General features: G+C 52.7%; 19 protein-coding genes. 8 read left to right on the top strand and 11 right to left on the bottom strand.

Annotation, left to right across the window (positions count from 1 at the left end; translation table 11 throughout):
• Positions 1–73 precede the first annotated feature (73 nt).
• From yebS to rsmF, 3 genes are all read left to right on the top strand, one after another.
• A complete protein-coding gene (gene yebS / locus AAGR08_RS08120; RefSeq protein ID WP_097097120.1) occupies positions 74–1318 on the top strand; it encodes a membrane integrity lipid transport subunit YebS in 1245 nt (414 codons plus the stop codon).
• A complete protein-coding gene (locus AAGR08_RS08115) occupies positions 1287–3926 on the top strand; it encodes a PqiB family protein (protein WP_097097119.1) in 2640 nt (879 codons plus the stop codon). Before yebS ends, AAGR08_RS08115 begins: the two co-directional genes overlap by 32 nt.
• A gap of 72 nt (positions 3927–3998) precedes the next feature.
• Positions 3999–5423 (top strand): 16S rRNA (cytosine(1407)-C(5))-methyltransferase RsmF, encoded by a 1425-nt coding sequence (gene rsmF, locus AAGR08_RS08110; RefSeq protein WP_097097118.1) that lies wholly within the window; start codon positions 3999–4001, stop codon positions 5421–5423.
• Positions 5424–5426: 3 nt separating this feature from the next.
• Here the strand turns inward: rsmF and AAGR08_RS08105 are convergent, their stop codons facing one another.
• Positions 5427–6074, bottom strand: a complete 648-nt coding sequence (locus tag AAGR08_RS08105; protein WP_345829503.1) for a metallophosphoesterase — start codon at positions 6072–6074, stop codon at positions 5427–5429.
• A 255-nt stretch (positions 6075–6329) separates the two neighbouring features.
• On the opposite strand from AAGR08_RS08105, the gene AAGR08_RS08100 reads away from it, so the two are divergent.
• On the top strand, positions 6330–7061 hold the full coding sequence (locus tag AAGR08_RS08100; RefSeq protein WP_345829501.1) for a class I SAM-dependent methyltransferase: 732 nt from the start codon (positions 6330–6332) through the stop codon (positions 7059–7061).
• A gap of 256 nt (positions 7062–7317) precedes the next feature.
• Positions 7318–7599 (top strand): DUF6388 family protein, encoded by a 282-nt coding sequence (locus AAGR08_RS08095; RefSeq protein ID WP_345829499.1) that lies wholly within the window; start codon positions 7318–7320, stop codon positions 7597–7599.
• Positions 7600–7647: 48 nt separating this feature from the next.
• Here the strand turns inward: AAGR08_RS08095 and AAGR08_RS08090 are convergent, their stop codons facing one another.
• From AAGR08_RS08090 to copC, 6 genes are all read right to left on the bottom strand, one after another.
• A complete protein-coding gene (locus AAGR08_RS08090) occupies positions 7648–7815 on the bottom strand; it encodes a hypothetical protein (RefSeq protein ID WP_176519171.1) in 168 nt (55 codons plus the stop codon).
• A gap of 329 nt (positions 7816–8144) precedes the next feature.
• The gene (locus AAGR08_RS08085; RefSeq protein ID WP_097097704.1) at positions 8145–8288 is read right to left on the bottom strand and encodes a cold-shock protein; all 144 of its coding nucleotides are present in this window, start codon (positions 8286–8288) and stop codon (positions 8145–8147) included.
• A 2-nt stretch (positions 8289–8290) separates the two neighbouring features.
• Positions 8291–8503: a cold-shock protein gene (locus tag AAGR08_RS08080; RefSeq protein WP_007889586.1), complete on the bottom strand. Its 213-nt coding sequence runs from the start codon at positions 8501–8503 to the stop codon at positions 8291–8293.
• Between the two features lie 1065 nt (positions 8504–9568).
• Positions 9569–9916 (bottom strand): DUF2511 domain-containing protein, encoded by a 348-nt coding sequence (locus AAGR08_RS08075; protein ID WP_176519220.1) that lies wholly within the window; start codon positions 9914–9916, stop codon positions 9569–9571.
• Between the two features lie 33 nt (positions 9917–9949).
• The gene (gene copD, locus AAGR08_RS08070; RefSeq protein WP_345829498.1) at positions 9950–10831 is read right to left on the bottom strand and encodes a copper homeostasis membrane protein CopD; all 882 of its coding nucleotides are present in this window, start codon (positions 10829–10831) and stop codon (positions 9950–9952) included.
• Between the two features lie 3 nt (positions 10832–10834).
• Positions 10835–11212 carry a copper homeostasis periplasmic binding protein CopC gene (gene copC / locus AAGR08_RS08065; protein ID WP_097097086.1) on the bottom strand — a complete coding sequence of 126 codons (378 nt, stop codon included), beginning with the start codon at positions 11210–11212 and terminating at the stop codon, positions 10835–10837.
• Between the two features lie 153 nt (positions 11213–11365).
• Here copC and AAGR08_RS08060 point away from each other — a divergent pair, with 153 nt between their 5' ends.
• Complete coding sequence (locus AAGR08_RS08060; RefSeq protein WP_345829496.1) at positions 11366–11596, top strand: DNA polymerase III subunit theta; 231 nt, start codon at positions 11366–11368, stop codon at positions 11594–11596.
• Positions 11597–11599: 3 nt separating this feature from the next.
• On the top strand, positions 11600–12268 hold the full coding sequence (gene exoX, locus AAGR08_RS08055) for an exodeoxyribonuclease X (RefSeq protein ID WP_345829495.1): 669 nt from the start codon (positions 11600–11602) through the stop codon (positions 12266–12268).
• Here the strand turns inward: exoX and AAGR08_RS08050 are convergent.
• On the bottom strand, positions 12262–14325 hold the full coding sequence (locus AAGR08_RS08050; protein ID WP_345829493.1) for a prolyl oligopeptidase family serine peptidase: 2064 nt from the start codon (positions 14323–14325) through the stop codon (positions 12262–12264). The genes exoX and AAGR08_RS08050 overlap by 7 nt on opposite strands.
• A gap of 125 nt (positions 14326–14450) precedes the next feature.
• A complete protein-coding gene (locus AAGR08_RS08045) occupies positions 14451–15092 on the bottom strand; it encodes a DUF533 domain-containing protein (RefSeq protein WP_345829491.1) in 642 nt (213 codons plus the stop codon).
• Positions 15093–15253: 161 nt separating this feature from the next.
• Here AAGR08_RS08045 and purT point away from each other — a divergent pair, with 161 nt between their 5' ends.
• Positions 15254–16432 (top strand): formate-dependent phosphoribosylglycinamide formyltransferase, encoded by a 1179-nt coding sequence (purT, locus tag AAGR08_RS08040; protein ID WP_345829489.1) that lies wholly within the window; start codon positions 15254–15256, stop codon positions 16430–16432.
• A gap of 189 nt (positions 16433–16621) precedes the next feature.
• Here the strand turns inward: purT and AAGR08_RS08035 are convergent, their stop codons facing one another.
• Together AAGR08_RS08035 and zwf are read right to left on the bottom strand one after the other, a co-directional pair.
• A complete protein-coding gene (locus tag AAGR08_RS08035; RefSeq protein ID WP_345829488.1) occupies positions 16622–17263 on the bottom strand; it encodes a bifunctional 4-hydroxy-2-oxoglutarate aldolase/2-dehydro-3-deoxy-phosphogluconate aldolase in 642 nt (213 codons plus the stop codon).
• Positions 17264–17450: 187 nt separating this feature from the next.
• A complete protein-coding gene (gene zwf / locus AAGR08_RS08030; protein ID WP_097097079.1) occupies positions 17451–18926 on the bottom strand; it encodes a glucose-6-phosphate dehydrogenase in 1476 nt (491 codons plus the stop codon).
• Between the last annotated feature and the right edge of the window lie 360 nt (positions 18927–19286).

The following is a 19286-nucleotide window of genomic DNA, read 5'->3' as shown; positions in this document are numbered from 1 at the left end:
TGAATGTTGCAGGCAGATTTGCTCTGCTCAGCATGCCGGTAACCGTAACGAACGATGGGCACTTGCGTCACCTATGAAAATTCACGCTATCAGCCAGACGTTGCCCCACGCACGTTATCAGCGTTGTCCGCAATGCGATACCCTTTTTTCCTTACCGGATGTGAAATCGCATCAGACAGCCTACTGCCCCCGCTGTCATGCTCAAATCCAAAGTGGTCGTGATTGGTCAATGACGCGCCTCACCGCCATGGCGGTGGTGATGATCGTGTTAATGCCTTTCGCCTTCAGCTTGCCGTTGGTGGATATCCGCCTGCTCGGCATGCGAATTAATGCCAGCCTGCTGGAAGGCGTGATTCAGATGGCGCAGCAGGGCAATACCCTCACCGCCTCAATGGTGGCGTTTTGTACCATTGGCGCGCCGGTCACGCTGGTAGCTGGCATTATTTATTTGTGGATCGGCAACGCCCTCGGCATGAATCTTCGCCCGGTGCTCTTGATGCTGGATAAGCTGAAAGAGTGGGTGATGCTGGATATCTATCTGGTCGGCGTGGCGGTGGCGTCGATAAAGGTGCAGGATTATGCCGCGCTGGAAGTCGGTTATGGTTTAGTGGCCTATATCGCACTGACGGTGCTGAGCCTGCTGACGCTGATTCATCTTAACGTTGAGCAGCTATGGGAACACTATTATCCCCAATCCATGCCGACCTCGCCGCCGGAAGAGTGGCAGGTATGCCTTAATTGCCATCAAACTGGCACACCCGATGAGCGAGGCCGCTGCACTCGTTGTCACACGCCACTTGATTATCGCCGCCGCCACAGTCTGCAGAAATCCTGGGCCGCGTTGATTGCCTCGATTGTGCTGCTGATCCCCGCCAACCTGTTACCGATCTCAGTGGTTTACGTTAACGGGGCGCGTCGCGAAGATACCATCTTCTCCGGTATTCTTGGTTTGGCATCCGGAAATGTGCCCGTTGCTGCAGTGGTGTTTATCGCCAGTATTCTGGTGCCGTTTACCAAAGTGTTAGTGATGTTGACCTTGCTACTCAGCATCCATTTCAAATGCGAACAGGGCATAAAAACCCGCATTCGTCTGCTGCGCGCCGTAACCTGGGTGGGCCGCTGGTCGATGCTGGATCTGTTTGTCATTGCGTTAACCATGTCGCTGGTCAATCGCGATCAGCTTCTGGCTTTTACCATGGGACCGGCCGCCTTCTATTTTGGCTCCGCCGTGATCCTGACCATTATGGCTGTAGAGTGGCTTGATAGCCGCCTGATCTGGGATGCACATGCAACAGGAAACGCCGACTACACCGACTAGCGCCAATCTGCGCAATAAGCGCAAGATTTCGCCGTTCTGGTTATTGCCTATTATCGCCCTGCTGATTGCTGGCTGGCTGCTATGGACCAATTATCAGGAGCGCGGTACGACGATCACCATAAACTTCCAGACCGCCGATGGGATTGTGCCGGGTCGTACGCCGATCCGTTATCAAGGTGTGGAAGTGGGCACGGTGCAAGGCATCGTGCTGAGCGATGATTATCGCAGCATCCAGATTAAGGCCAGTATCAAAAGCGATATGCGTGATGCGCTGCGTGAAGACACCCAGTTCTGGCTCGTCACGCCAAAGGCATCGCTGGCAGGCGTGTCCGGGCTTGATGCTCTGGTCGGCGGTAACTACATCGGTATGATGCCGGGCAAAGGTAAAGAGAGCGATCACTTCACTGCGCTTGATACCCAACCGAAATATCGCGTCAATACCGGTGAACTCCTGATCCACTTGCGCGCGCCGGATCTGGGTTCGCTCAACACCGGTTCTTTGGTCTATTACCGCAAAATTCCGGTAGGCCGTGTTTATGATTACAGCCTGAATAACAGCACCGATGGGGTAACTATCGATGTGCTGATTGAGCGTCGCTTTATCAATCTGGTGAAGAAGCAGAGCCGCTTCTGGAATGTCTCGGGCGTAGATGCGGACGTCAGCCTGAGCGGTGCCAAAGTGAAGCTGGAGAGTTTAGCCGCGTTAGTCAATGGCGCGATTGCCTTCGATTCGCCGAATGACGGCCAGCAGGCCAAGGTTGATGAAACCTATCAACTCTATCCCGATCTGGCTCGAAGCCAGCGAGGCGTGCAGGTCCAGCTGGATCTGCCGAGCGGCAACAACCTTAAAGCAGACAGTACGCCGCTGATGTATCAGGGATTGGAAGTCGGCACCTTAACCAAACTTAATCTGCTGGATGGCGGCAAAGTCACGGGCGAACTGACGGTGGATCCTTCGGTAACCGGCCTGATGCGCAGCGGGACGCGTATCGAGATGCGCACCCCTAAAATCAGCCTGACTGACACCAATTTGAGTAGTCTGTTGACGGGCAACACCTTTGAACTGGTGCCCGGCGAAGGTGAGCCACAGGATCATTTCACCGTGCTGCCCGCCAGCGAAACCCTGCTGCAGAAACCGGATGTGCTCACGGTTAAACTGAGTGCACCGGAAACCTATGGTATTGATGCTGGTCAGCCAGTCATGCTGTACGGCATGAAGATTGGCCAGGTCATCTCACGCTCTCTGGACGAAGACGGCATCAGTTTTGTGGCGGCTATCAATCCGGAACACCGTCAGCTGGTCCACGCTGACAGTAAATTTGTGGTGAATAGCCGCCTCGACGTGAAGTTTGGCCTCGATGGGATGCAGGTGCTGGGCGCGAGCGCGCGCGAATGGGTCGATGGCGGAATTCGCCTGATCCCGGGCGCGAAAGGTAACCCATCAAACCGTTACCCTTTATATGCCGACGCAGAACGTGCGGAAGAAGGCATTGTCGGAGAGCAGCCACCGACTACGCTGAAACTCACTGCTAACAGTTTGCCGGACGTGCAGGCGGGATCGGTGCTGCTTTATCGTAAATTCCAGGTCGGCGAAGTGGTTGATGTCGTACCGCGCACAGATGCCTTTGAAATCTCAATTCACATCCAACCGCAGTATCGCAAGTTACTGACCAGTGAGAGCGTGTTCTGGGCCGAAGGCGGTGCAAAAGTCCAACTCAACGGTAGCGGCTTAACCGTGCAGGCTTCGCCGCTCAACCGGGCGCTGAAAGGGGCCATCAGCTTCGATAATCTCACCGGCGCGCAGGCAGCGAAAGGCGTGAAACGTGTGCTTTATCCATCAGAAACCGCGGCGCGTGCTGTCGGCAGCCAGATCACCTTACATACTTTTGATGCCAGCAAACTGGCGGCCGGGATGCCGATTCGTTATCTCGGTATTAACATCGGTCAGGTTGAATCGCTGGCGCTGAGTGCGGATAACAATCAGGTAGTGGCAAAAGCGGTACTTTATCCGGAGTACGTGCAGGATTTCGCGCGTATCGGCAGTCGTTTCTCGGTGGTGTCACCTGAGATTTCTCCGGCAGGTGTTAATCATCTGGAAACGCTGCTGCAGCCTTACGTTAACGTCGACCCGGGCAAAGGTGCACCCGCACGTACGTTTGAACTGCAGGAAAGCACCATCACCGATTCACGCTACCTCAACGGCCTGACCATATACGTTGATGCCGCCGAAGCCGGCTCGCTATCGGTAGGTACACCTGTGCTGTTCCGTGGCGTCGAGGTTGGCACCGTTACCGGTACCTCGCTGGGTAACATGGCGGATCGTGTGCAAATCGCCCTGCGCATCAGCAAGAAATACCAACATCTGGTGCGTAACAACTCGGTGTTCTGGCTGGCGTCCGGTTATAACTTTGATTTCGGCCTGATTGGCGGCGTACTGAAAACCGGTACTTTCCAACAGTTCATTCGTGGCGGCGTGCAGTTTGCGACGCCGCCAACGGTGCCGTTAGCACCACAGGCCGGCGCCAACAAGCACTTCCTGCTGCAGGATGAAGCGCCAAAAGAGTGGCGCAATTGGGGCACGGCAATTCCGGATCCTAATCAACCTTAAGCAAATCGGGCAGCCTGGCTGCCCGATTCTTTTTAGCGTGTTACACTTCGCGCTCATTTTGTTTCCCGGTAGATGCTCGTGTCCGATCGCTTTCCTGAAGATTTCCTCACGCTTATGCGTGTAAGCCTTGCTGACGAAGCCGAACTGCAACGTTTTCTCGCCATCAGCCAGCAACCGCTGCGCCGCAGCTTACGTGTTAATACCTTAAAAATTAGCGTCGCCGATTTTCTGGCACGCACTGCCGATTATGGCTGGCGCTTATCGCCCATTCCATGGTGTGCCGAAGGCTTCTGGATTGAGCGTGACGATGAATCGCTGCCGCTGGGTAGCGTCGCGGAACACCTCAGCGGACTTTTCTACATTCAGGAAGCCAGTTCGATGCTGCCGGTCACCGCGCTGTTTGATGCCGCGCCGGACGCGCGTCAGGTGATGGATGTGGCTGCAGCGCCAGGATCCAAAACCACGCAGATGGCCGCGCTGATGCGCAATGAGGGTGCCATTCTGGCTAATGAATATTCCGCCAGTCGCGTTAAGGTATTGCACGCCAACATTAGCCGCTGCGGCGTGAGCAACGTGGCGCTTACCCATTTCGATGGGCGCGTATTTGGTGCGGCGCTACCGGAACGCTTCGATGCCATTCTGCTGGATGCGCCCTGCTCCGGCGAAGGCGTGGTGCGCAAAGATGCTGACGCCTTGCGCAACTGGTCGCTGGCCAGTACCGAAGCGATCGCTGATACCCAGCGCGATCTCATCGATAGCGCTTTCCACGCGTTGCAGCCTGGCGGTACGCTGATCTACTCCACCTGCACGCTGAATCAGATCGAAAACCAACAGGTCATTCACTGGTTGCAACAGCGTTATCCCGACGCAGTAGAAATCGTACCACTTAATGGTCTGTTTGCCGGCGCGGAACAGGCATCGACACCGGAAGGATTCCTGCACGTTTTCCCGCAGATCTTCGATAGCGAAGGTTTCTTTGTTGCGCGCCTGCGTAAAACCGCCCGCCTTCCCGCGTTGCCTGCCCCCACTTATAAGGTTGGCAAACTGCCTTTCTCGCCCTGTAGCCGTAAGCTAAGCGCGGAAGTGCAACAGGCTGCAGCAAAAGTGGGCTTGCATTGGGATGAGAACCACACGTTGTGGCAACGTGACAAAGAGCTGTGGCTGTTCCCCTCGGCTCTGGAAAGCTGGCTGGGTAAAGTACGCTTCTCGCGCATCGGCCTCAAGCTGGCGGAGACCTTCCCGAAAGGTTATCGGTGGCAACATGAAGCTGTCGTCGCGTTATCACAGCCCGGTAGTGAACTGGAATTTGCACTCACAGATGCAGAAGCGGAGACCTGGTATCGTGGTCAGGATATCCATCCCGATACGTTGCCAAATCGCGATGAAGTGATCGTCACCTATCAGCAGCAACCGTTGGGATTGGCGAAAAAGGTCGGCAATCGGATTAAAAATAGCTATCCGCGTGAGCTGGTGCGCGACGGGCGTCTTTTCCGCTAAGCGTTATTGCAGCTGTACTAGCGTGAGGTGATTACCAAATACCGCGCCGGTATCGATATAGTGCTGATTTGCGATGTTTAGCGGCTGTTCCAGTGGCGTGTGGCCGAAATAAAAGTCGCTGGCACCATCAATGTTGGCAGAACGTCCGCGCTGATGGTGCCCCAGCCGTTCCCGGCTCCACACCACCTGTTGCCAATCAACATCCTGCCCTAGCGCATAGTGACTGGCAGGATAATCAGCATGCGCAATCACTACAACGCGATGCCCCAAATCCAGATGCAGAATGAGGGGTAATTCGGCGCAGCGCTTCAATGCATGTCTCGCCGCAATTAAGCTGGCTCCCTTCAACTGCCAAAACCAGTCACCGCCGTTCATCATCCATAACGTCTGATCTTTTCCTTCCAGGGCCGCGAGCGCCATCTGCTCATGGTTACCGCGCACGCAGCGAAACCACGGCTCCTGCAGCAGCTGTAAACAGCCCGGGCTATCTGGCCCACGATCGATCAAATCGCCAACCGAAAGTAAGAGATCCTGCTGCTTATCAAAATCGCGCTGCAGAAGCTGTGCATCAAGTTGGGCGCGGCAACCGTGTAAATCGCCTACCACCCAAATTTTTCGCCACATTTGGGCACGTATCGTTTGATAAAGCATGTAATCTTCCCCGGTTGAATGGAAGTTTAGTGAACCCGGAATAAAGTATAGTCCGGTGAGGTTTGCCAGCGGAGGGAACAGCATGAGCGGCCGTAAACAATTCATTGGTGTATTAGTTGTCATCTTTATCGGTAGCCTGCTGCTGCTGGAGTCACTCGCTCGTTTGGTGCATTTGTTACTGGTGGGATAGTTACCTGACTTTACATTCATCCCCAAACGCCTAAACTCCTTTGCGCATCATATAAAGGAGCTTTTATGAGCCAGAATATTTACGACGATCCTGATTTTTTTGCCGGTTATGCCACTCTGCCCCGTTCCGTTCACGGATTAGACGGCGCGCCAGAATGGCCAGCCTTACGCGCTTTGCTTCCCGATTTACTTGATAAGCACATTCTTGATTTAGGCTGCGGCTATGGTTGGTTTTGCCGCTATGCACAACAGCAAGGCGCGCGTGACGTGCTGGGGCTGGATGTTTCAGAGAAAATGCTGGAAAAAGCCGCGAAGATGACGCAGGGAGCCGGCATTCGCTATCAGCGCGCCGATCTGGAAAAGCTGCAGCTCAGTGAAACCTTCGATCTCGCCTATAGCTCTCTTGCCCTGCATTACCTCATCAACATTGATGCGCTTTTCGCCACGCTTTTTAATGCATTAGCGCCGGACGGAATGTTGGTGTTTTCATGTGAGCACCCGATTTATACCGCGCCAACGCAACAGCAATGGATTTTGGATGACAAGCAGCAGCGCAGCTGGCCGGTAAACCACTATCAGCAGGAAGGAGAACGCATTAGCAACTGGTTTGCCGATGGCGTAAAAAAACAGCACCGCAAACTGGCGACCTGGGTTAATGCGCTGATTGGCGCAGGATTTGAAATCGTTCACCTTGATGAATGGGGGCCGAGCGACGAGCAGTTACAACAGAATCCCGCACTGGCAGAAGAGCGCGATCGTCCAATGATGTTTTTACTGGCAGCACGAAAACCTCGCTAAACTTCAACCGTGGCTGCATCCTGCAGCCCCGTTGAAATCCCTTCCGGCGCTTATCTCCGGCGCTCATTAAAGGCGTTAGCTCTGTGAGGGACGGCAACTACTTTAGGTGTTCAAACGCATTCAAACAAGTTAAATGATATTAACTATCATTATCATCTTTGTGTTTTGTTAGATGCACTAACAGGCATCTTCAGCCACATCATTTTTATGGCCTTTGCTAGACTTTCAGGACGGTAATTTCTTAAGGAGTGAGCCAATGAAAGATTATTATAAGATCGACCTGGAAGCCTTTATGCAAAATAACGCGGATTTGATCCGCACGATAAAAAGTAAAGCCCCTGTTTACGCCGATGAGTTAGGTCTGGAAGTTGTTCAATATATTAATCGGGAAATAAAACAAGCGCACCTTGATTATATCGAAAGTTTAGGTGTAAAGGATCCGTATGAATATTATATATCGCAGCATGAATCTGACCGTTATCTGGCAGACCAACTTATTGCGCAACACCGCGCCACTCTGCACCCTTCCACCTCATAACTGAGGTCAATTGCCACACGCTAAGTGTGGCAAATAGCGGCTACCGCGTTAACGGGTGATAAAGAAAATAGCCAGCAGGAAGAAGGCTAATAAACCTGAGAATGTCATTACCCCGATACGCGGCGTTTTTGCCCGACCAACAACGACACCAATAAAGATGCAAAGCAAAGTTAATGTGCCAATCATTACCCAGAGAAGATATTGTGTGTTTGCCATGAAAGATCCTTATTAGCCGACCATAAAACGGATGCGCCAACGTTATACCATTTTTCACACCTGTTGACTGCAGCTATTTGCCCGCACTGTTCATGCTGCCAATATCACTAATGTCGATAATTGTGTGACCATGCGCTAGCATCCAACTTTCGCTGCTAACCGTAATGGTCAGCTAAACAGTGCGCAATCATGCCAAAGACGACGCGGGGATTGGTTCATAAACGGGAATTTTTTACATAAAAAAAGCACTGCCTAAGCAGTGCTAGTGATGCTGGTATCAGGCAATCGCCTGATAACCCCTACTAAAAGTCAGGGGAGAATATCCGTTATTATGCAGCTTTCAACACAATCATTGATGATTTGCAGAAAATGCATTTAGCACCATGGGGATTCATTTTAGTAATATCGAACGCTGAGGTGCGATATTGTGAACCCTGGCAATGCGGACATCTTAAACGATGATAAATGCGAATAATTACAGACCTAATACGTTTGTTGCTGAAGGGCCTTTTGGACCATCTTCAACTGAAAACTCAACACGCTGACCTTCATCAAGTGAGCGATAATCAGTACCCTGGATGGCTGAGAAGTGGACGAAAACGTCCTTGCTGCCATTTTCAGGAGAAATAAAGCCGAAGCCTTTTTCAGAGTTGAACCATTTTACCGTTCCAAGAATTTTATTAGACATAATTTTTACCTTTTAAATGAGCCTATTGGCGTTAAGGGCCGAGTTGCAGATACGAATCAGAACTTAGGATAAGACTCAAGAGAAAGGGCTTGAAGCGGCACTAACTGGGATGAGAAATACAATGGGAACTAACCTTCTAACTGTCTGCTATTCAGACCGACGAAGCATTAACGCATGTATCCTCAGCACAAGCAAGCGGAAATATTTTATATTTTTGCTTAGAGCAAAAAAGCGGCTACGTTTTGCATGCAAATTTTGTGCGGAAAAATGAATTCAAATGCTTCCCCGCTCAACAGGCGAATACATCTAGCAAAATATTCGTTCATTGAGCCCGCTAGCTATCCACGATATTAAATAAGTTTACTAAAACGGATACCGGTTACGGCTTACTCTGCGTGGATTGACGGCACCTTCAAGTGATAAAACCCACCGAGAGGTGGGTTTTATTGTCAGTCAGGCTGCTTATCTCCTGACTCAGGGGCTAAGCTCTCGTCGTCCTTGTCGTGCTCATCTGGTTTAGCCTTAGAATCATCGTCAAGCTCATCAGCTTCAATCGGTCGGTCAGACATATCCCCTCCTTATGTTGCTCTGAGATTTAAGTGTAGAAGGCTGTTTGAAGGTAAGCCTAGCGCATCAGGCAAATGGTTAACAAAAGTCAAAACCATAAGCACTGATCATCTGTCGGATCTTGTGGGGAGATGAAATAAAAAATTAGCGAAGAAGTGAGTGTGTAAACCCTCATGTGGCCTAGGTTACGTGAGGGTTTAGACCGGATATCAGATATTCGGACATTTTGTTTTTATCGTTATAAATCAAATGCACAAAAAAAGACCGAATACGATTCCTATATTCGGTCCAGGGAAATGGCTCTTTGAGAGCCGTGCGCTAAAAGTTGGCATTTTTGCAGGCGAGGACGCCTTGCCATTTAAAGGTAGACCACGAGTGATTAATTTCCAGCCAATCGTCACGATTGGTAAGGAAAGCTGTCAACTCTGTGATCGTGCTGACAGAACGGGAGAACAAGCGCAGCGACAAAACTGTGCGCTACGCCTGATAAAGAAAGGATTACTTACCGCACAGCTGCTGAGCACGATCGACAATCGGCTGCAGGCTCATTTTCTGCCCCGGGTGCGCTTTATCGTCAGCAACAATGGTATCAATGGATTGCAGCGTACCTTGTCCAGCAGTTTTGCGCGCATAGGCAATATCGTTAAGCGGATACTGCAACAGCGTGCTGGGGTTAATAGCGAATAGTGCACCATCTTTTTCACACGTGAGCATCACTTCTTCGCGGGTAAACGGCCATTTATCTTTACCAATCTCAAAGCGGCTGACGGTAATAATCTGTGCAGCCATTGCCTGGCCACACAGCGCCATCAATACGCCAGCTGGAATCAATTTCTTCAGCAAAATATCAACCTCGTTTCATCTTCTTTAATTACACATTCAGGCCGGTGGCAGCGTGGCGAACACGCTCACTAACCCGATAACGCCCATTGCCAGCAGCAGCTCAAGCTGCGTCAGGCGGATAAACAGCGGTGATGCATCACTGGTTGCGAGGCGAAAACGCGGAACCAAAAGATAACGGTTAACCAGCGCGATCAAAACCATCAGCATCACCAGCAAGACCTTCACTATCAATAGCTTGCTCCATAGCGTGGCTTGCCAATTCAGCGGTGAACCTGCAATCAACAAACTATTCATAATGCCGGTGAGCAGCGCCAGCGCCACCGCAAGGTGCCCGTAGCGCGAAAAACGCATCATGCAGCGGATTGCATCGCGGCGAAATGCAGTGTGCCGAGCGTCTCGCATCAGCAGTAACAAAGGCACTAAACCCCCAGCCCAGAATGCGGCGGCAATCAGATGTAGCGCGTGGTTAGCCTGCTGTAGCACACCAGCCCAACTATCGCGCATTGCCGCATGGCCCACACCGGCTAAAGCGATAAGCTGCAATAGGCTACTGAGCAATAGCATCTTCTGGCGAAGCGTGCCTTTTAGCAGTAATGACAGTGCGCTGAGCAGTGCGAAGCCAATTTCCCAACGCCAAACCACGCCAAAGCGCGTTTGTAGCACTGCTTGCCATGTGTCAGGATCGCTGATGTTACGCCAATCGCCGCTCATCAAGCCGGTTTGCGTCGCCAGCATCAGCACGCTGCTAAGCAAACTCAGTACCGCACTGCTCGCTAATATCAACCCTAAATGCTGCGCCAGCAAAGAGCGATAGCGTAGCGGTGCCAGCAGAGCGGTATAAAACGCGCTGCCGGCAAGCAACAAGAGCGCCATAAAATGCAGCGCCCGCAAGCTTATCCACAGCGTGGTCAAACTCATCAATTACTTCACGCTGAAGCTATAGCTGCCTTTGGTTTTATGGCCATCGACAGACAGCACATGCCAGTTAACCTGATAGCTACCTGACGGCAGCGGTTGGGCGATCGGTACAATCAGCTGATCATGCTGCTTACCATTGAGTTTGGCTTTTTCCACTGCAACCGGCTGATGCTGCGCGTTAAGCACTTCCACGCCGCTAAAGGCCACTTCAACATCTTCGGTAAAGGTCAGCGTCAGATTCTGTGGGGAGCTATTAACCACGGCTTTATCCGCTGGCACCGGGGTTTTAAGATGAGCATGAGCCAGCGCAAACTGACTAATGGTGAGCGTTGATGACGCCAGCAACAGCGCCATAACACGGCTTAACGCGGTTTTCTTCATCACTTCTTCCCTTTTAAGTGCGGCAACACACCGCAAACGTGGCAGCAGGATACGCCGCCGATCTGCAGGTGTCGAGACTTGCGGTGCGATCCAATCTCCTTGATCCAGCGCGGCGAAACCATTACTTTTGCCCCTGTTTATCAGGAGAAATACATGAGCCAAAACCTTGCCCTGCTCTCGCAGGAAGAGAAAGATAAAGTGAATGTCGATCTGGCTGCCGCAGGCGTCGCCTTTAAAGAGCGCTACAATATGCCGGTGGTAGCCGAAATGGTGGAGCGCGAGCAACCCGAAGCGCTGCGTGAATGGTTTCGTCAACGTCTAATGAACTATCGCCAGGCCTCGCTCAGCTTGTCACGCCTGCCCTACGAACCTAAGCAGAAGTAATCTATGTTACGTGTTATTGATACCGAAACCTGTGGCTTACAGGGTGGCGTGGTTGAAGTGGCATCGGTTGATGTCATTAACGGCCAAATCGTTAATCCAATGAGTGATTTGATCTGTCCGGATCGCCCGATCGGTCGCCAGGCCATGGCGGTGCATCGCATCACTGAAGCGATGGTGGTTGGCAAGCCTACCATTGAAGAAGCGATTGGCCGCTATCACGGCGCTGCACATTACGTGGCGCACAATGCCAGTTTTGATCGCCGCATGCTGCCAACCATGCCAGGCGAATGGATCTGCACCATGACGCTGGCACGTCAGCTGTGGCCGGGGATAAAATACGGTAATCAGGCATTGCGTCATAGCCTGAAGCTTGACGTGACGCCACCCGCCAATCTGCATGCGCACCGCGCGTTGTATGACTGCTACGTCACCGCCGCGCTACTGATCCGCATTATGGAAACGTCTGGCTGGAATGCCGAGCAGATGGCGAACTTGTGCCAGCCGGCAGCCGTAAGTGGTGATGTGTTCCCGTTCGGGAAATATCGCGGGCAGAGTATCGGCAGCATCGCGCGCAAAGATCCGGGCTATCTGCGCTGGGTGCTGGAAAATGTACGCGATTTGCGCCCACCATTACGGCAGGCGCTGCGCAAGTACGTGAAAAGCGATCAGTAATCGGCGCGGTCTGGCAAGCTACTCTGTGCCAGGCCAATCAGGAAAGTAAACTCCTGCGCCACACCTTCATAAGCTTTGAAACGGCCCGATTTCCCGCCGTGACCCGAATCCATCTCGGTACACAGCAGCAGCAGTGAGTCATTGGTTTTAAGCTCACGCATCTTCGCTACCCACTTGGCGGGTTCCCAATACTGTACCTGCGAATCGTGCAGGCCGGTGGTAACCAGCAGATGCGGATAAGCTTTAGCCTCAATATTGTCATACGGGCTGTATTGAAGGATGTAATGGTAAAATTCCGCCTGCTCGGGATTGCCCCACTCGTCGTATTCACCGGTGGTGAGGGGAATCGAAGGATCAAGCATTGTGGTGACCACATCCACAAACGGCACCTGCGCCACCACGCCATGGAACAGATCGGGTGCCATATTCACCACCCCGCCCATCAATAATCCACCCGCGCTGCCGCCCATCGCATAGAGCCGCTGTGGATTACCATAGCCTTTCGCCACCAGCGCTTCGGTAACATCAATAAAATCGGTGAAGCTGTTCAGCTTGTTCTTCAGCCGGCCGCCGTCATACCACTGTTGACCGAGTTCACCGCCGCCGCGCACATGAATGATGGCGTAAACGAAGCCGCGCTCCAGCAGGCTAATACGGCTGGTGCCAAAACTGGCATCCATACTGCTGCCATAGGCACCGTAACCGTAAACCAGCAGCGGATTGTTGCCACGCTGAAAATATTTACGGTGATAGACCAGTGAAACCGGAACTTCCGTACCATCGCGTACCGTAATCCACAAATGTTCGCTTTTATAATCCTCAGATTTGAAGCCCGGCACCGGCGTCCTCTTCAGCACGCGGCGATCGCCCGTTTCCATATTGAGCTCAAAAAGTGTGGTCGGCATCGTCATCGAGGAATAGCCGTAGCGCAGCGTGTCACTTTCCGGGGAAGGGTTATAGGCAAGCCAGGTAACATAGGCTGGATCGTCAAAAGCGATCCCAAAGCTCTCCCCGCTTTCCCAGTTGATCTGGCGCAAGGTGTTAACGCCGTGCTGCCGCTCTTCCACGACCAGCCAATGGCGGAATAACTGGAAATCTTCCAACACCACGTGGTCCCGTGCGGGAATTAACGATTGCCAGCGTGCTTCCGCCAGCCAGGCGCTGCGATAGAGACCGAAGTTTTTGCCGTCGCGATTTGAACGGATATAAAACTGGTGGTTGTAGTGATCGATGCTGTATTCGTGGTCGCGTCGACGCGGACAGAACGTCTGCGGCTGCGCATCTGGATATTCCGCGTCGATCAGCAGAATCTCACTGGTTGTGGTGCTGTACAGAGCAATCAGGATGAAATGTTCAGAGGTGGTTTTGTGCACGCTGAGATGGAAGGTATCGTCCTTCTCCTCATACACCAGCTGATCGTCAGACTGCGGGTGTCCCAGCTCGTGGCGCCATACCTGATAGGCCAGCAGCGTTTTAGGATGTTTGCGCACGTAATAAAGCGTGCGGGAATCATTGGCCCAGGCAACGCTGGATGACGCGTTGTTCAACACTTCCGGATACCAGCTACCGCTGGCAAGATTGCGGAAACGAATGCCGTATTGGCGACGTGAAAGGAAATCTTCTGCCAATGCCATCACTTGATTGTCCGGCGTGATGGCCAGCGCGCCCATGGTGTAGAAATCGCTGTGGGCGGCACGCTGGTTGCCATCAAGCAGCAGCTGCCACGGCTCATCAGCGGGCGCCTCAATCGGCTGACGGAAATAAGCCGGATATTCGTTGCCGACTTCATAACGGCTTTGATAGCGATAACCATTTTTCACATAGGGTACTGAGTGATCCTGCGGCGGAATGCGGTCAACGATCTCTTTCAATACCCGATCTTGTAATGGACTCTGCGACGCCATCATCGCCCGTCCGTAATCATTTTCAGCATGCAGGTGGGCCAGCACCTCCGGATTTTCGCGTTCGTCATCGCGCAACCAATGATAATTATCGGTACGCGTGTCGCCATGCAGATTCATTACGTGAGGGATTTTTTTCGCGTATGGCTGCTTCATAAAACTCTTCTCCCTGAAGGACAATATCCAGCAAGCGTGGCACTAATCACGCACGATGCCAAGCTGCTTGCAGATTTTGCCACCCAGGAAGAAGCGAAAGCCGCGCATGCAGCCTTCGCGCAGAATTACGCTGCTTTTTCAGCCTCAATATCGCGTTGAATGCCATCGCGGACATCCTGAGGGATTTTTAACGCATCGCCCAGCGCGGAGAGATAGCTGCGCTCCATAAAGTGGTCAACATCTATTGCCGCACAGCTAAGGAAATAGAGTTCCAGCGCTTCTTCTTCATTTTTCACATCTGCCGCCAACCAATTGGGATCGAGTGGACGATTCATCGCCTGCTGAATCAGCGCCTCAGCCTGTGCGCCATACCCCGCTTGATGAATGTTCTGCTCAATCGCCGCGCGTTCACGATCGTCGATGTGTCCATCACTCTTCGCCGCGAAGACCAGCGCCGTCACTAAGCGCTCTGCACGCTGATCCATTGGCGTTTGTAGCTGGCCAAATCCCGCGTCGTCCTGATGCGTTTCACGCACGCGCTGCTTATATTTGTTCCACAGCAGAGCCCCGGCCGCCGCGCCGCCGCCCACCAGTAATGCTTTGCCACCATATTTAGTCAGTAGCTTGCGCGTCGATTTGCTGCCGACCAGCAATCCCGCCAATCCGCCCAAAGCGCCGGGTGCCAGCATATCGCTTAAGCCGCCGGATTTTCCGTCTCCACCCTTTTTCGCCAACACCGATTGAATTTGCTGCAGCCAATTGCTCATCGTTTAACTCCTGTTTAAGTTTTCGCTCTCCATGCTGCCGCAGCTTGTGTCAGATAACGTCAGAGCGGGAAAAGTATGGCAAACCTGATGATGGCGAAAGCGTGAGTACGCAAACGTTTTCGTTTATACTGCGCGCGCATTTTGACTGCTAAGGTGAAATTATGACAACTCTCGGAACCGCGCTGCGCCCTGCCGCCACGCGTGTCATGCTGTTAGGTTCAGGTGAATTAGGCAAAGAGGTGGCGCTGGAGTGCCAACGTCTCGGTGTAGAAGTGATCGCAGTGGATCGTTATGCCGATGCGCCCGCCATGCACGTTGCGCATCGTAGCCACGTGATCAATATGCTGGATGGCGAGGCGCTTGCCGCGTTAATCGCCCAGGAAAAGCCGCATTTTGTGGTGCCTGAAATTGAGGCGATCGCTACCGAAAAATTGCTGGAACTGGAAGCGCAGGGCCAGAAAGTGGTGCCGACAGCCCGCGCCGCACGCCTGACCATGAACCGCGAAGGTATTCGCCGTTTGGCAGCGGAAGAGCTGTCTCTGCCAACCTCGTCGTATCAGTTTGCCGACAGTAAAGAGAACTTTGTCGCCGCCGCCCACGCGATTGGATTCCCGTGCATCGTAAAACCGGTGATGAGTTCCTCCGGTAAAGGCCAGAGTTTCATCCGTGAAGCCAGTCAGCTGGACAAAGCCTGGGATTATGCGCAGCAAGGCGGACGTGCCGGTGCCGGTCGCGTAATCGTTGAAGGTGTGGTGAAGTTTGATTTTGAAATCACCCTGCTTACCATTAGCGCGGTTGACGGCATCCATTTCTGCGCCCCGATTGGTCACCGCCAGGAAGATGGCGATTACCGTGAATCCTGGCAGCCGCAGCAGATGAGCGAGCTGGCGCTTCAACGCGCGCAGGATATTGCTGCTAATGTGGTGAAAGCGCTCGGTGGCTATGGTCTGTTTGGCGTAGAGCTGTTTGTGTGTGGTGATGAAGTGGTGTTCAGCGAAGTATCACCGCGTCCGCATGACACCGGCATGGTGACGCTGATTTCACAAGATCTGTCGGAGTTCGCACTGCATGTCCGCGCCTTCCTTGGCTTGCCGATTGGCGGTATTCGTCAATATGGCCCAGCCGCTTCAGCGGTGATCTTGCCTGAGCTCAACAGCCACGACGTGCAGTTCGTCAATATCGAAGCCGCGCTGGGTGCGGGCTTGCAGCTGCGTCTGTTTGGTAAGCCGGAAATTGCAGGTCAGCGTCGTTTGGGCGTTGCGTTAGCAACCGGTGAAACCACCGATGAGGCGATTGCGCGTGCTGTAGCCAGTGCAGCTGCGGTGAAAGTTGAAGGGTAAGTGAGTTCAAGAGGTCGCCATGAATGGCGTAATGCCGCTCTCTTAAGCAAAAAAATGCCTCTTTGTGCAGGTGCGCATAAATGCGCACCCTACGAAAACCCGGCTATATCCACGTAGAGTCACCATTCATGGTGACCGTTTCACGCTAACTGATGGGCACTACGCCATGTATAGGACCCTACAAATCCGTTACGCGCGTGCCCCTTCAACCGCTTCACGCGCCAGACGCGTAATGCAATCCCAGTCGCCGGTTTCCAGCGCATCATTGGGTACCAACCATGAGCCCCCAATGCATAGCACACTTTTCAGGGCCAGGTATTCACGATAATTTGCCGGAGAGATGCCGCCCGTCGGGCAGAAACGCACCTGTGGGAAGGGTCCACCAATCGCTGACAGCGCTTTTACGCCGCCGTTGGCTTCAGCCGGGAAAAATTTGAACTCGCGCAGACCATAATCCATACCGGTCATCAGTTCAGATACGGTACTGATCCCCGGAATCAAAGGTACCGGACCTTCAACCGCCGCTTTCAGCAGGGACTCTGTTAATCCTGGGCTGATAACAAATTGTGCACCGGCATCTGTGACTTCTTTCAACTGCTGTGTATTAATCACCGTACCTGCCCCAACAATCGCTTCCGGCACTTCTTTAATCATGGCGCGCAGTGCATCCATTGCTACCGGCGTACGCAGCGTCACTTCCAGCACGCGCACACCGCCCGCAACCAGCGCTTTCGCCATCGGCACTGCATGTTCCAGTTTGTTCACCACGATGACCGGCACTACCGGGCCAGTTTTCAGGATCTGTTCTGCACTTGTTTTCCAGTTCTTCATCACGTTTCCTTAGTTGCATCAGCCCGGCGCGCAGCCACGCTGTCAATAATTGGGACCTACCATACAAGATTGGCTGGAGCGACGTCTATCGGATATCAATTTTTTTTGAAACCCGGGTTCACTTTTCAGATAAAGGAATTTTCGGCAAAAAAAAGCCCGCACATTCGGCGGGCTTAGCAACGCGTGATTATTCGAACTCGTTCCAGGAACGGCCATCGCGCGTAATCATCGCGACAGAAGCCACCGGCCCCCAAGTGCCAGCCTGATACGGCTTCGGCGCTTCGGCATCGGCATTCCAGGCATCAATGATGGAATCCACCCAGCCCCAGGCGGCCTCTACTTCGTCACGACGCACAAACAGCGCCTGAATGCCGCGCATGGTTTCCAGCAGCAGACGCTCGTAAGCATCGGCCAGATGCGACTGGTTGAAAGTTTCTGAATAGCTCAGATCCAGCTTGGTGGTTTGCAGCTTATGTTTGTGATCGAGTCCCGGCACTTTATTCAGGATTTCGATATCCACACCTTCGTCCGGCTGCAGACGAATGGTTAATTTGTTCTGTGGCAGTTCGGCATAAGAGTCTTTGAACAGGTTCATCTCTGGGTTCTTGAAGTAGACCACCACTTCAGAGCATTTGGTCGGCAAACGCTTGCCGGTACGCAGATAGAACGGCACGCCAGCCCAACGCCAGTTATCGATATCGACGCGGATGGCGACAAAGCTCTCCGTGGCGCTCTGCTTATTGGCGCCCTCTTCTTCCAGGTAGCCCGGCACTTTTTTACCCTGCACAAAGCCCGCGGTGTATTGGCCACGTACGGTTTTCTCGCGCACGTTAGTCTGATCAATACGACGCAGGGAACGCAGCACTTTCACTTTCTCATCACGGATGGCATCCGCGCTGAGATCCGACGGCGGCGACATGGCGATCATCGTCAGAATCTGCAACAGGTGGTTCTGAATCATGTCGCGCATCTGACCGGCTTTGTCGAAATAACCCCAGCGGCCTTCAATGCCCACTTCTTCTGCCACGGTAATCTGCACATGATCGATAGTGCGATTGTCCCAGTTGTTAACGAAAATCGAGTTAGCGAAACGCAGCGCCAGCAGATTAAGCACCGTCTCTTTACCGAGATAGTGGTCAATACGGAAGACCTGGCTCTCTTCAAAGTATTTGCCGACGCTGTCATTGATCTCTTGCGAGGTTTCCAGTGAGGTGCCAAGCGGCTTTTCCATCACCACGCGTGCCGGTTTGGCGTTCAGCTTCGCGGCGCCCAAACCGTCACAAATTGCGCCGAAGGTGCTTGGCGGCATGGCGAAATAGTTGATGGTGACACGATTTTTCTGGTCAAGCATTTTGCCCAGTTTGGTGAAATGCGAGGTGTCATTAACGTCGAGGTTACAAAAATCGAGACGGCTGCTGAGTGTGTCCCACAGCGCTTCGTCGATTTTCTCTTTCATGAAGGTTTCCAGCGCTTCACGAACCACTTTGGTGTACGCATCCTTGTCCCAATCCGCGCGGCCTACGCCAATAATGCGAGTGGTTTCATGAATCTGACCGGCTTTTTCCAGCTGATACAGTGATGGCAACAGTTTACGGCGAGCAAGATCGCCTTTGGCACCGAAAATCACCAGATCGCATGCCTGGGCTGTTTGTGTAACCGCCATTTTCCTCTCCTCGTTGCAGGATATACCCGGCTTGAGCGTTCTCATCACGCCAGGTCCTTATTGTAATTTTCTTACAGCACAATGTACGTTTTTCGCTGGTTCAGGACAACCCGAACGCAGCCTTTGCTGGCGTTAACTGTGAACGAATTAAAGGTGTTAAGTGTGTTGTAGCGTGCCATTTGAGCACTTTTTCTGTTTCGATGTTTGTCGCGGCAAAACACGTCAGCGATCAAAGTATCGCAAAAAATTCGCGCTTACATTTGTCCTTCGCTGCGTGCGTGCCTCTATTACACGGTATATTCTTGAGAATTGGCAGCGATTTCATCCATCGGTGAACGCGGAAAAGTGATTGACGGTCAT

Origin of the sequence: Pantoea sp. BRR-3P (assembly GCF_039621635.1) — a bacterium.
Taxonomy (GTDB): domain Bacteria; phylum Pseudomonadota; class Gammaproteobacteria; order Enterobacterales; family Enterobacteriaceae; genus Pantoea; species Pantoea floridensis.
This window is presented reverse-complemented; position numbering and strand designations above follow the sequence as displayed.

Bases quoted from the DNA above. Each gene is read 5' to 3' on its own strand.
- AAGR08_RS08050 (WP_345829493.1), bottom strand. From the start codon at position 14,325: ATGAAGCAGCCATACGCGAAAAAAATCCCTCACGTAATGAATCTGCAT.
- AAGR08_RS08035 (WP_345829488.1), bottom strand. From the start codon at position 17,263: ATGAAGAACTGGAAAACAAGTGCAGAACAGATCCTGAAAACTGGCCCG.
- yebS (WP_097097120.1), top strand. From the start codon at position 74: ATGAAAATTCACGCTATCAGCCAGACGTTGCCCCACGCACGTTATCAG.
- copC (WP_097097086.1), bottom strand. From the start codon at position 11,212: ATGAAGAAAACCGCGTTAAGCCGTGTTATGGCGCTGTTGCTGGCGTCA.
- AAGR08_RS08105 (WP_345829503.1), bottom strand. From the start codon at position 6,074: ATGCTTTATCAAACGATACGTGCCCAAATGTGGCGAAAAATTTGGGTG.
- zwf (WP_097097079.1), bottom strand. From the start codon at position 18,926: ATGGCGGTTACACAAACAGCCCAGGCATGCGATCTGGTGATTTTCGGT.
- AAGR08_RS08060 (WP_345829496.1), top strand. From the start codon at position 11,366: ATGAGCCAAAACCTTGCCCTGCTCTCGCAGGAAGAGAAAGATAAAGTG.
- exoX (WP_345829495.1), top strand. From the start codon at position 11,600: ATGTTACGTGTTATTGATACCGAAACCTGTGGCTTACAGGGTGGCGTG.
- AAGR08_RS08100 (WP_345829501.1), top strand. From the start codon at position 6,330: ATGAGCCAGAATATTTACGACGATCCTGATTTTTTTGCCGGTTATGCC.
- copD (WP_345829498.1), bottom strand. From the start codon at position 10,831: ATGAGTTTGACCACGCTGTGGATAAGCTTGCGGGCGCTGCATTTTATG.
- AAGR08_RS08045 (WP_345829491.1), bottom strand. From the start codon at position 15,092: ATGAGCAATTGGCTGCAGCAAATTCAATCGGTGTTGGCGAAAAAGGGT.
- purT (WP_345829489.1), top strand. From the start codon at position 15,254: ATGACAACTCTCGGAACCGCGCTGCGCCCTGCCGCCACGCGTGTCATG.
- AAGR08_RS08090 (WP_176519171.1), bottom strand. From the start codon at position 7,815: ATGGCAAACACACAATATCTTCTCTGGGTAATGATTGGCACATTAACT.
- AAGR08_RS08080 (WP_007889586.1), bottom strand. From the start codon at position 8,503: ATGTCTAATAAAATTCTTGGAACGGTAAAATGGTTCAACTCTGAAAAA.
- rsmF (WP_097097118.1), top strand. From the start codon at position 3,999: ATGCTCGTGTCCGATCGCTTTCCTGAAGATTTCCTCACGCTTATGCGT.
- AAGR08_RS08115 (WP_097097119.1), top strand. From the start codon at position 1,287: ATGCAACAGGAAACGCCGACTACACCGACTAGCGCCAATCTGCGCAAT.
- AAGR08_RS08095 (WP_345829499.1), top strand. From the start codon at position 7,318: ATGAAAGATTATTATAAGATCGACCTGGAAGCCTTTATGCAAAATAAC.